The 12,297-nt window shown below is 44.3% G+C and carries 8 protein-coding genes and 1 pseudogene; all 9 read right to left on the bottom strand.

Features of this window, described 5'->3' with window-relative positions; translation table 11 throughout:
- Positions 1 to 225: 225 nt before the first annotated feature.
- On the bottom strand, positions 226 to 1,536 hold the full coding sequence (locus BMY60_RS13750) for an OprO/OprP family phosphate-selective porin (protein WP_218141706.1): 1,311 nt from the start codon (positions 1,534 to 1,536) through the stop codon (positions 226 to 228).
- Positions 1,517 to 1,798, bottom strand: coding sequence for a hypothetical protein (locus BMY60_RS16070; protein ID WP_256250858.1), 282 nt, complete (start codon positions 1,796 to 1,798; stop codon positions 1,517 to 1,519). The genes BMY60_RS13750 and BMY60_RS16070 overlap by 20 nt, the downstream gene beginning before the upstream one ends.
- A 507-nt stretch (positions 1,799 to 2,305) precedes the next feature.
- On the bottom strand, positions 2,306 to 3,112 hold the full coding sequence (locus tag BMY60_RS13740; protein ID WP_090334396.1) for a PEP-CTERM/exosortase system-associated acyltransferase: 807 nt from the start codon (positions 3,110 to 3,112) through the stop codon (positions 2,306 to 2,308).
- Positions 3,113 to 3,126: 14 nt separating this feature from the next.
- Positions 3,127 to 4,977 carry an asparagine synthetase B family protein gene (locus BMY60_RS13735; protein WP_090334395.1) on the bottom strand — a complete coding sequence of 617 codons (1,851 nt, stop codon included), beginning with the start codon at positions 4,975 to 4,977 and terminating at the stop codon, positions 3,127 to 3,129.
- Between the two features lie 112 nt (positions 4,978 to 5,089).
- A complete protein-coding gene (locus tag BMY60_RS13730) occupies positions 5,090 to 6,325 on the bottom strand; it encodes a pyridoxal-dependent decarboxylase, exosortase A system-associated (RefSeq protein WP_090334393.1) in 1,236 nt (411 codons plus the stop codon).
- Positions 6,322 to 7,908 carry an acyl-CoA ligase (AMP-forming), exosortase A system-associated gene (locus tag BMY60_RS13725; RefSeq protein ID WP_090334391.1) on the bottom strand — a complete coding sequence of 529 codons (1,587 nt, stop codon included), beginning with the start codon at positions 7,906 to 7,908 and terminating at the stop codon, positions 6,322 to 6,324. Before BMY60_RS13725 ends, BMY60_RS13730 begins: the two co-directional genes overlap by 4 nt.
- A 73-nt stretch (positions 7,909 to 7,981) precedes the next feature.
- A complete protein-coding gene (prsR, locus tag BMY60_RS13720) occupies positions 7,982 to 9,349 on the bottom strand; it encodes a PEP-CTERM-box response regulator transcription factor (RefSeq protein ID WP_371264221.1) in 1,368 nt (455 codons plus the stop codon).
- A gap of 212 nt (positions 9,350 to 9,561) precedes the next feature.
- Positions 9,562 to 11,643, bottom strand: coding sequence for an XrtA/PEP-CTERM system histidine kinase PrsK (prsK, locus tag BMY60_RS13715; protein ID WP_090334390.1), 2,082 nt, complete (start codon positions 11,641 to 11,643; stop codon positions 9,562 to 9,564).
- A gap of 20 nt (positions 11,644 to 11,663) precedes the next feature.
- Positions 11,664 to 12,203 (bottom strand): annotated as a pseudogene (locus BMY60_RS13710) (sugar transferase); the annotation flags it as partial.
- Between the last annotated feature and the right edge of the window lie 94 nt (positions 12,204 to 12,297).

Raw genomic sequence — 12,297 nt, 5'->3', positions numbered from 1 at the left:
TCCCGAGTACTCTGATCCATCTCCTGAACCGCTATCTCCACTGCTTTTACAAGCTTGCTTTGCTCAAATTCGATTTCACCCATTGGGTGACTCCTCTCTTTAACCCGAAAGCTCCAACAGTACTACGTTTAAGCCAATTTTTGTAGGTCTAACTGAGGAAAATAGGTTCAACAGTATGCGTTTCTTTTTTGATAATCTGTGACATCTGGTCAGATATATTTATGTCTAGAAACGGAAAGAAAGCTGTGCGGCAAAAAGATTCCAGTTTTTGGTTGTGTCAAATGCGTCTGGATTGTCTAATGGCGCAAGCCATGCCGTTCCATTAATTCGATGATACTCTAAACGCGCCATGATACGTGGAGTGATGTTCCAGCGTAGTCCAACAGTCAAATCTTTGGCAAAACGAGTATGGGCTGGTATTTTGGTTGCTGCTGCAAATTCACTGCCATCACGGTCGCTTCTGTCAGTGAAGAGCATGTCATAACGTATTAACGCTTCCCATTTGTGACTAAACCGATATTCCCCCTGAAAATAAAAACTCTCGCCAAAAAAATCTTGGCTATCAAGCCTTGAATCCTCGAAATTTGAATATCTGAATTTTCGAAGCGCATATTCTGAAGTCAGGCTCCAGCGTTCGGTGTTGTATTGGGCAGATATGTAAATCGGGGAAAATTGAATTGATCCCGGGCTGACTGAAATTGGATCATTTACTCCAGGCTTGTAGTTAGCATTGAACCATACGCCGCTGACTGCGAACCGAAAACGCTTGTTAGGGGTTTCATAAAGGCCGCGTCCAATGAGTGAAACATCGGGAGATAAGTTACCCGTCAGATTGGGGCCTAATAATGAAATTTCGGTATCCCGATCATCGACGATAGGCCGGGTGATGCCAAATTGGACTGTAAAATCCCCCCATTTGGCGTTCGAAGTTTCGCCATAAAACTGAATCGAGTCAGCTGACAGTCCTACATTTCTGGTTCTATCAAAATAAATTGATTGTGGTAATAAAATACTGGGTCGCGTAAACGGCACATCACGCGTGTCATTGTAAAAGCCAAATGGGTTTTTAAGCCGGCCAAAACGGATGCCAAATTGATTGGTTTCGTGCGAATATATCGTATAATCGAAAAATGCAAAATCAAGGCGGGGCGTGCCATTATTGTCTTTACCAGCCCGTCGAGAGAGCATTTGCCCGGATAATTGCAATCTTGGGAGCGGGCGTAACAGCGCGTTTAATCCTAACTCTGTAAAACCAAAGCTACCGCCTTCGTCCGTATTGCCAAACACATCATTATCGGATGTGGCAATAAAAGCCTGGCTGGCAAATCCCTGTATCTGCAGATTGTCGAGTAAATTTTTGGCAGTAAACCATGTGGAAGATTCCGGATTTTCATTTCCTAAACCGGTCCCGTTCGTTTTTTCTTGTGCAAAAACGGAAGAAGTATGCATCGATAGCATGAACGCTGACAAGATCGTCAATGCTTTGAGCAGGGCGATAATAGAAAATAACTGTCGACTATTTAATCTGTAGCACATGGATTTCATCATCGATATAAGAAGTGTCTAAGTATCCGATAGCGCCCGGTGTATTTTTGATTCTGTTATACATTTCTTCATCTGAAGCCACTGTTATTGGTGCCTGTCCCGTGCCTGAAAACACCAAACGATCCCACGACTGCCGCAATTGGTAGGGAAACAAGCTTAATTGTTCTTTTGAAAACCTATGATGCAGAGGATTGTCGTCCGGTAGCACGAATACTTTGATGACCAGGCCGTTCGGCCAGGTACGAAGGCGCATACTAAAGATTGCGCGTAAATAGTTTTTGGTTATACTCACCTCGTTTACATCGGGATGCGTTACTATACGATAGTGGTTTTCCGCCTTAACGTCAGTTATGACAAAAAAGATAGATATCAATAGAATACAAAAATAATTTGTATTTTGTTTGCGCATTATTGCTTATAGATCCGTGCTACGGCCTTAGTTAGTAGAATTAACATGGTTATACAGCATTAATACTTTATCCATGTGATATTGCATGTTCAGTGCGCTTGTCGGTGTAGATAGCAAGGCATGTCTTGCAGGGATATCGCTCACTTGTCAAAAGAAGCAGCGCTGCCCAATGAAGCATGGGCGTCTGACAGGACTCATCCACAGGACGTTACCGTGGTGTCCTGCAACCGCGTTACAGTATTTGAAAAGGGAATACTCTTTCCTGCGTACCATGCCTTACTGCATAGCACCACAGTAATGCTGTACCTGACAATATCATATGGATAGAGCACTGGAAATAACAAACAACATCTAAAGTTTTTTAATCGTAATTTCTTCCTGCGCGTATTTTCCGCGGTCTGTTATTACTTCCCAAGCGCCATAATTACGTTTATACGTTCTAGTGAGCACATCATTTATTTCTCCAAAATGCGGTTGGCGTAAACCATGGTAATTTACCACAGGGCCAATAGGGTCGATTCTCATACCAGAAAATCCTACTAACCGATTTAATGCCGGATCCATGGCGGATAACCAGTATCTGATATCATTTGCTGCTGACATGCGGACAACGGCTGCCATTAGCACCATATATATACTGAGGCATCGCCGGTCGCTGTTGCGCCGTTCGCCCTTGCGCCGTTCATCCACAGGGTTGTGATTTGCAGCTGATTGAGCCGTAGTCGCAGAATTTGATGGCTGATTTTGTTCAGACGGCTTTCTGCGATTCTGCTTTCTCCGATCAAAATCGGGTGAAATGAGAAAACGGGAAATTTCAGCAGTGTATTTTCTTGTAGTAACATTAAATCTAAATAACGCAGGGTCTATCTGGGTGTTTAGTTCAATGGGAAACAAACTTTCAGGGTTTGACTGGTCGGGTAATATCAAGCGGACTGTACCGACGAATTTTCCAGTCGGAATAAATTGTATAAGCATGTGTACTGAACGTTGATCATATTCATCTTTCTCCAGCCCATCTGGATAACTGGAAGCTGGTAAGTATTTGTAATGCAAGCAAAATACCTGATAGCGCAACTGATATACCTCGCGCCGGAGCGCTGGTGTGTTTGCTTCAATCAAATTAAACGCTCTTTTGAAAGTATTATATGTTTCACTCATTACTAATCCATTGTTTATAATTGTAATTTACGAAGTTTATGCCATTGTTCCAGCATCATTAGTATCCAGATCATGGCGCCATGATAGCCCGCATGTTCCTGTAAGTGTTGTTCGAGTAATGTGTCTATAAAGTCACTTCTGATCATGTTGCGTGATTTAAGATCAGTCAAGCTGTCAGCAGCCAGTGCTTTAAGTTGTGGGTGCTCCTGCAACCAGACACCGAATGGCAGGCCGAATCCGTGTTTTTGCTTAGCAATAATCGCTTTGGGCAAAAAGTCTTTTAACGCCTCTTTGAAAAAATACCGGAGTCTGGTTTTTTTTACTTTATAGTCTGGTTTGAGTTGCGTTGAAAAGAACAGAAGCTCATCGCTAATCAACGGAAAAGCGACATCTATTTGAGCGAGTTCGCAGGCGTTTACAACTTTGGGCAGGTCATTGTCAGCAAGTGTAAATTTCCAGTCATATGCGAGCATCTTGTTAATAAGGCTTTTTGCATTTGTTTGATGATATGCATGATCACTTAACGTATCAGGCAGGGTGGTGTCGACAGTCGCCAGAAAGTCCGCCGTGAAAATTGATGTAATGCCATGGCGGATTAGCAGATTATAAGTATTCATACGTGCAGGCATTGGAATTGCCGCCTGTTCAACAAATCGGCAAACTTTTCGAAACGGGAGTGCAAGCTGTTTCCCCGAAACACTTTTTGTCCATGGTTCTAGGATCTTCTCACGGAGAAACGAAGGCAAATGTGAGTACAACGAAAATAGATACTGTTTGGCATAACGTTCATTTCCACCGAACAGTTCATCACCGCCGTCACCGCCTAAAATCCGGGTTATGCCGTCCGCTTTCGCCATGCGAGCACAAAAAAAAGCGGGTATCGCCGAAGCATTGCCAAAGGGCTGGTCAAAAACCGCTGCAATTTCAGGAACAGCCGTGACGACATCATCGGGCGTTACATAATATTCATGGTGCTGGGTTGAGAAATGTCGGGCAGCAATACGCGCATATTCCATTTCATCATATCCTTTGGCATCGAAGCCAATAGAATAGGTTACCGCAGGTTTTCCGGTAACCTCTCCAAGAACACCTGCTATGGTCGAGCTATCGGTTCCGCCGCTTAAAAACGCGCCGGCAGTTTCATTGCCGACTGCATCGCGTATGCTGGACCGTAATCGTGTATGCAATTCAGCCTTAAGATCTTCAAACGAGCGCGTATTCGATTCATCAAAGCTGGGCTTCCAGTAATAATCGGTTGTGATTCCATTATTCCTGAACGCCAGATATTGCCCGGGCAACAACCGGTATTGGTTTTTATAAATGGTTCCCGGGCTGGGAATCATATGAAAATAAACATAATTAAACAGACTCTGGGCGTCAATTTGGGGTTTGGCCTGCGGATGCCTTATGATTGCATCCAATGATGTTGAAAAAATCAATTGCTCGCCACTTGCCTGGCAGGCCAGCGATCTGGTACCCAAGCGATCAACGGCCAGCATACATTGATTCTTATTTTCATCAATAATGCAGAGTGTAAACTCGCCTGTTAGATCGGCAAATGCTTTTTCACCAATGGCCAACCAGCTTTCCAGAAAAAATTGCGCTATATTACGCGCTTCAGGATGCTGGCCGGGTTGATGGTTTCTTAATCGAATGTGCCCTAATATTCCAATGATTAAGCCTTGGCTTTGATAAATATGCACACTGTCAGGATGCCCGTTCACGGCAAGCGCCGATTTTTTTCCAAAGAATAGTTGAACGGGACGACTATCAAACTGCTTTATTGGCTTGGTCATCTCTTCAAGAAGCCTGCGGCTCTCGGCAACCGCCATATTGCAGCCTGTCCAACCGCAAATACCTCCCATACATATCTCCTGTATTTTTTCTTAGAATCATAGCCTGAAACAGAATGGCTAATGTTTCTATTATAATGAATTAATGAGAACATCATGATTTATATTGATTTAAAGCAAACGGCTAAACCAAAACTTCCATGGGTTCAGGATGGCCCAGAAACGCGGTTGGGCTTGCAGTGAGTCCATATGCACCTGATTGTAAAACCACAACAAGATCGTTTTCCGCCGCTTGCGCCATTTCCATCTGTTCTGCCAGTAAATCCAAAGGTGTACATAACGGCCCGACAACCGAAACGGTTTCTCTGGGTGTGCAGAGTGCTTTGCTACCGATCATAACCGGATAATTTTTACGGATAACCTGTCCAAAATTGCCGGTAGCTGCAAGATGATGATGGAGGCCGCCGTCGGTAATTAAAAATGTTTTTCCTCTGGATTGTTTGCGTTCAATTATGCGACAAACATAAATGCCTGCTTCAGCAATGATATACCGGCCAAGTTCTATAACAATCCGTGTTTCTGGAAGTCGTTGTTTGAAAGAGGGCAGCAAGTCGTTCAGATTCTGACCGATCGCTTGAATGTCCAACGCTTTTTCTCCGGGAAAGTAGGGAATGCCAAAGCCCCCGCCGATGTTTAGCATGCGCACAGGCGTGGGCGCATTTTCCGCCAGCTTCAGGCCTAATTGCAATGTTTTTTTCTGCGTTTCTTGAATGGCTTCCGCTTTTAGATTCTGTGATCCGCTGAAAATATGAAAACCAATAAAGTTCAGATCGAGTCTGCCAATTTTCGTCAGTAACGCGGGCACCAGCTCCGCATCAATACCGAATTGCTTGGGGCCTCCACCCATTTTCATACCTGAGGATTTGAGCTCAAAATCCGGATTAATACGAATGGCTAAATTGGGGCGTATGCCCAATTGATCTCCTAACCGAGTTATCAGTGCAAGTTCTCTTTCAGATTCTATATTCAAAACAATACCTGCAGCGATTGCACTGGACAATTCATGTTCGGTTTTGCCAGGTCCAGCAAAGCTGATATGCTCAGCTGGCATGGTGGTATCGAGTGCAATGCGCATTTCACCCGCAGAAGCAACATCAATTCCATCTACCAGGCTTGCCAAGTGTTGTACGACTGCCGGCATCGGGTTTGCTTTCATTGCATAATGTATATGAATGTCATCGGGCAGTGATTGACGCAACAGTTGAATACGCTCGGTAATTTTTTTTCGGTCATAAGCATAGAAGGGTGTTCTGCCGACTCGCTGGGCTAACCGGGAAAGTGGGATACCGCCGATTTCCAGGCAATCGTTTTGCACCGGGAATTGTGTAAAAGCGGAATGTTGGGATCGAGTGTCAGTCATGAGTTGTTTTCAATAAATTGATTTTGCATTTCCTGAAATAGTTTTTTTCTGTCGATTTTACCGTTCGGGCTTCTCGGTAAACTGTCTTGGCGAATGTCAATGTAGCTGGGCAGCATATAGGCGGGAAGGTGCTGTTTGCAGGCTGCGAGTAAATCTGCAGCATCCAGTGATGCTCCGTCACGTGGTGTTGCAATAACCAGTATTGCCTGACCAAGAACGGGATGAGGCAGACCAATGGCCACTGTTTCGCCTATTTTTTCGGTTGCGTATAAGATTTCTTCTATTTCAGTCGGGCTTACCCGATATCCAGAAGTTTTGATCATTTCATCTCGACGCCCAATGAAGTAAAGAAAGCCTGCTTCATCCATGCGTACAGTGTCTCCCGACCAGACCGCAAGTTCAGGAAGGGTTAATCCGTTCTGACGTGAAATAATAGGTTTGAAGCATGCAGCAGTTTTTTCAGAATCGTTCCAGTATCCCATCGATACCAGTGCGCCGCGATGTACCAGTTCTCCCGGTTCTCCCGGTGCGCAATGAGATCCATCTTCGCGCAATACCAGTATCTCGGCATTGGGTATAGCCTGGCCAATTGAGTCAGGGCGGCGTCCAATTTCTTCTGGCGGAAGATAAGTTGATCGAAATGCTTCGGTCAAGCCGTACATCAGAAAAATACGGGTACGTGGCAGTGCCTTGCCTAGCAGATCAAGCGTGGCGCGAGGCATTGCACCGCCTGAATTGGTAATATAGCGTAAAGACTGCGCATTTTCCCAGTTAAGCTGAGCCAGTTGAATCCATAATGGCGGGACCGCAGCAAGACCGCTGATGTTTTCTTTTTCAACTGTTCTAATAATATCCCTCGGCAGCAGATAATTCATGAGTACATTGGTTGCGCCCACATGAAAGGCTGTGGTCAATTGACTCAAACCGTAATCAAAACTGAGCGGCAATACTGACAAAATTCTGTCGTTCGGCTCGTTTTGAAGGTATTGCGCTACACTTTTTGCGCCTGTAACAATATTTCGGTGTGATAACACAACTCCTTTGGGTTTTCCGGTGCTGCCTGACGTATAAAGAATAGCTGCCATGTCGCCATCAATGACACGGCTGGATTTAAGTGGCGCTCGTATGGAATGTAGATCCGCCCAATTAAGAATATTTAGCCCGGCAACTTCCGGAATGCCGGGTTTATTATCAATGGTGATGACTGTATGAAGATCGTGACAGGAGGGCAAAACTTCGGTCAGCAATTTCAATCTTTCGGTTGACGTCACTAAAATACGGACGTTGCAGTCTGCTAGAATATAGCCGACCTGTTCCGGTTTCAGTAATGGATTGACGGGTACAAAGACGCCTCCGGCGGCGTTGGCTGCAAATAAAGCACTGACAGATTCCAGACGTTTTTCCAGATAAACTGCCAGACGTTCACTACGGCCAAGCCCTGCGTGAAAAAAACCTGCAGCTAATTGCTCAATTTCGCTTGCAAGTGCTTCATAGCTTTTTTTTTGTCCCTGATACGACAATGCATCTACATCGGGTGTAAGGTGTGCGGAGTGATTAATCAGATCATGTACTAAATAAACCACTTGTTAAGGCCTCTTGGTTTCTGGTTATATGTGCCATTCGATAGCTTAAAAAATTTGGCGAAGCTGTGGCACGTTAAGTTTTGATACCGCATCGGCTCATTAAATCATAAATTGTAGGACGGCTGACACCGAGTAATTTTGCAGCTTGCGCAACATTTCCATCAGCCCTGGCTAGCGCTTTGACAAGCGCCTTGCATTCTTCCTGCTCACGTATTGATTTCAGGTTAAGCGGCTCGGCAGTTGCGTCGGTTGTCTGCAAACCCAAATCTTCTGTTGTAATAGTCGAGTCTTCAGCCATTATCACAGCGCGTTTAATACAGTTTTCAATTTCCCTGACATTGCCGCTCCACTGATGCTGCTCAATAGCTGCTATCGCTTCTTGATTGAAATTTAAGGTTGCTTTTCTTTCCTTTGCGCAGAATTTGTTTTTAAAATGGTGAGCCAGCAGTAAGGCGTCGCCAACCCGGTCTCTCAGAGGCGGGATCGTAATGATAATCTCGCTAATCCTGAAATAAAGATCTTCTCGAAACGTTCCAGCTTCCATCAGTCTATTGAGATCCTGATGTGTGGCACATACAATACGTACGTCTACAGGAATTTCTTCACGTCCGCCGATACGCTCAATAACTCTTTCCTGAAGAAATCGTAAAAGTTTTGCCTGTAACTGAAAAGGCAAATCGCCTACTTCGTCGAGAAAAAAGGTGCCGCCGTCAGCCAGCTCGATTTTACCCAGCGTTTGCTTTGATGCGCCTGTAAAAGCGCCTTTTTCATAGCCAAATAACTCACTTTCTAGAAGTGTTTCTGGAATTGCGGCGCAATTAATGGCCATGAAGCGTTTTGATTTCCGGTTACTCAAATTATGTAATGCTTTTGCCAACACTTCCTTGCCCGTTCCGCTTTCACCTAGCAACATCACGGTTGCATCCGAAGGCGCTACTTTTTCAATGCTACGGCATGCTTTTAGTAATTCAGGATCGCGCGTTATCATTCCGTCTATCGGAGAGCTGCCCTGGATCTGATTTAAACGGTGGTTTTCTTGTTGTATTGCATGTAAATAAAATGCCCGTTCCACCACCAGTTTTAACATGTCCGGATCGAACGGTTTCTGGTGAAAATCATAAGCCCCCATCTCGATTGCTTTTAACGCATGAGCATGATTCTGGTTGCCTGTCAGTACAATAATTTTGGTATCCGGAGCCAATGCAAGTATCTCCTGCAACGTTGCCAGTCCTTCGGTGGCGCCATCCGGATCAGGCGGCAAACCCAGGTCCATAGTGACCACCGCGGGTTCGTGGCGTCTAACGCTGGTAAGTGCGCTTTCGCGATCAGAAGCGACGAAAACTTCATAATTATCGAAATTCCAGCGAAGCTGCTTTTGTAAACCGAGATCATCTTCTATAATCAGCAACTTTTGTTTTTCCCGATTTTTCGACATATTCATTACCTGTTCTCAACTGTTTGTCTGTTTGTCCGAAATTTGATCAATGATCGAATAAAAAAGATTGCTTGAATTTGTGGTCAATGATTTCGCAAACTTATTATCGAAATTAAGGGACATTTCCGGATATTGAGTTGACATTTTACCGGTAATTTTTCCATCCTTTTTTGAGAACAAGCGCGAGTGTTATCTTCTTTTCACAGTTTAAATGGTTTTTATATGCGCTCGTTTTCAGCAGTTGAGTTCAATAAATTTAATGTGATGAAAAAAGTCGTGCCAGCGGCTTCCTCGGTGGAAACTTCCAGCGTGCCGCCAATCTCTTGTATATACTCTTTGCTTTCAAAAACACCAATACCCATACCTGCGGATTTGGTGGATTCAAATGGCTTGAATAACCTTTCCTGAACAAATTTCTCGCTCATGCCATGACCGGTATCTTGAATTTCGATTACTGCTTTTTTATTTTTCTGGCATAAACAAACTTTGACGGTGCCATCTTTTGGTGTGGCTTCGATCGCATTTTGTACAATGTGGCTGATGACCCGATGCAATCGGGTTCTTTCAGCAGAAACTACCAACCCGGTTGGATGTGCTACAAATACAGGTCTGGGTTCAAAAATAGATTTACTCTCAACGATTTCCTGTAGCAGTTGATTTAAGAAAATTTTATCAGGCTTATCCAGTGAATGGCTGTTGCTTAGTTTTTCAAGCAGACGTTTCATTTTGCCGATGGATAAATTAACCGTTTGTATCATATCATCCTGGAATGCAGGATTATTTTTATGTTTTTCTGCATTTGATAGTAACAGTGACAATTGAAAAATTAAATTTTTTAAATCATGTACCACGAATGTGGACATACGATTAAATGATTCAAATTGCCGGGCTACCATCAAAGCGCGTGACGCTTCTTCCTGAGCAAGATAACTGGTGGCCTGATTACCGGCGACCTTGAGCAGGTCTCTAATCTCCCAGTTAAGTTTGATTTTACTTCTGGGTTTAATCAATACGACAAACCCAAACAGCTTTCCGTGCTGGATCAATGGAATAATAAACCAGGCATCCGGTGTTTCCAGAAGCCACTGCGGAACGACCAGCGGGGCATAAGTTGTCGGATTTGTCCGATATTCGTTTAAATCAATTACCCAGTCTTTTTGCTCCATAAATTCGCAGAATGAGCTATTTTCTCTCACGGTTTCATTGGTGTGCGGTATATTCCATTGCTCGGTCGGAACAATAAGACCGGTATCCTGCCTCAACCATAATCCTCCGCCCGGGCTTTCGACCAGCTGTGCAAGTGATTGAATGGCGCGTTCTTTTAGTTCTCCCTTTTCTTCGGACAAGGTGCGTGTGAAACGCAGCCATTCCTCCCTGTAGTCATAGTTGTAGCTGTAAAAATGCTTGCTGATGAAAACTTTTAACCATGACCGGATCGTGCCTGAGAATAATATGCCAATAAGCAGGATAACTGCACCGAATAAAAAGCTTACCTGTAATATGGAACCCCACTTGCCACCGGAGAAGCGCAGATAATAGCCGGTGCCTGCCATAACAAGCAGGTAAATCGCTGTGCCGAATGACGCGGCAGTATAAAAAATGACCTGGCGGGAAACGGAGATACCCACTGTCCATTTTGGATTGCGTGCCGCCGACACGGCAATCAGTGGCACCGTTATTGTATTGATAATACCTCGCGTAGCCCAGATATCAAAATTGATGTATCTGAATAGCAGCGCGTCACTGAAGAGATAAAAGTCATAGGTGAAAATTGTACCGATACCCAGACAGATAAATTTGATACCCCAGCGTTTTTCTGGGGGTGTGTTTCTGTAAAACTGTTCAACCAGGATGATGCCGATGATCGCCATGATCATACAACCCATAATAGCGGTCAGGTTTTTGATGGGTATGCCAGGGGCAAGCGAATCATCCTGAAATGCATAGATTGAGTAGCTTATAAAGAATAAATAAACCAGCGTAATGAAGATAACAGAGCGTCTGAACCGCGGTTGCGGCAAATTGTCGGATTTAGTCTGGAAAGGGCCTATCAGCAGAATGAGAAAGGCTGACCAGCTTGCGTTTCTCAAAATTTCCAGAATAATCACCAGCGATGTAAATGAATAGCCCCAGACAGTGTTGATGGCGGTAGTGGCGGCCCATAGCGCTGATACGACGCAGGCAATGGCCAGCATCATGCCATACAATCTGCCACGCCAGCTTGTCAGCAATAGAATGGATAAAAACAGGAACGCGACTGCCGTCGCTGAATAACTGATAGTCGCAATGTTTGTCCACATAACAGGTGCCGCGAATCGGATTATCTGCTGCCTTTGCCCATTAAAACGACTTCGACTGTCAAGATTAAAATTATTGCGTCAAGAAACAGACTGTGATTTTTGACATAATATAAATCGTATTGCAATTTCTCAATGGCATCTTCGACTGAAGAACCATACGGATAACGAACCTGAGCCCAACCGGTTATGCCTGGCTTGACACTGTGCCGTACACCATAATAGGGTACCTGGGCATTGAGCATATTGACAAAATAGGGCCGCTCAGGGCGAGGTCCTACGAAACTCATTTCATTTTTGAGTACGTTGACGATTTGGGGTAATTCGTCAATGCGTAATTTGCGGATAATGCTGCCGACTTTAGTGATCCGTGGATCGTTGGTTGACGCCCATTGAGGTTCTTTGTCTTTTTCAGCGTTTTTGCGCATGCTGCGAAATTTCAATACCATAAATGTTTCTCCGCTTTTACCAACTCTTTCCTGGCGGTAGAAAATGGGGAAACCATCCTCGAGTAAAATGAGCAATGCAGCAACCAACATAATAGGCAAGGTGACCGCTAGCACTGCCTATTACCCACAAATATCAACAGTGATAATCATAAATCATCTTTCCACAGCATAAATCCCATGCACATATACTGAAATTCCAGATAGCCGC

It is taken from the genome of Nitrosomonas sp. Nm51 (genome assembly GCF_900111165.1).
Classification (GTDB): Bacteria; Pseudomonadota; Gammaproteobacteria; order Burkholderiales; family Nitrosomonadaceae; genus Nitrosomonas.
This window is presented reverse-complemented; position numbering and strand designations above follow the sequence as displayed.

Excerpts from the sequence above, each read along its gene's own strand:
- BMY60_RS13750 (WP_218141706.1), bottom strand. The coding sequence starts at position 1,536 with ATGTGCTACAGATTAAATAGTCGACAGTTATTTTCTATTATCGCCCTG.
- BMY60_RS16070 (WP_256250858.1), bottom strand. The coding sequence starts at position 1,798 with ATGCGCCTTCGTACCTGGCCGAACGGCCTGGTCATCAAAGTATTCGTG.
- BMY60_RS13740 (WP_090334396.1), bottom strand. The coding sequence starts at position 3,112 with ATGAGTGAAACATATAATACTTTCAAAAGAGCGTTTAATTTGATTGAA.
- BMY60_RS13735 (WP_090334395.1), bottom strand. The coding sequence starts at position 4,977 with ATGGGAGGTATTTGCGGTTGGACAGGCTGCAATATGGCGGTTGCCGAG.
- BMY60_RS13730 (WP_090334393.1), bottom strand. The coding sequence starts at position 6,325 with ATGACTGACACTCGATCCCAACATTCCGCTTTTACACAATTCCCGGTG.
- prsR (WP_371264221.1), bottom strand. The coding sequence starts at position 9,349 with ATGAATATGTCGAAAAATCGGGAAAAACAAAAGTTGCTGATTATAGAA.
- prsK (WP_090334390.1), bottom strand. The coding sequence starts at position 11,643 with ATGTGGACAAACATTGCGACTATCAGTTATTCAGCGACGGCAGTCGCG.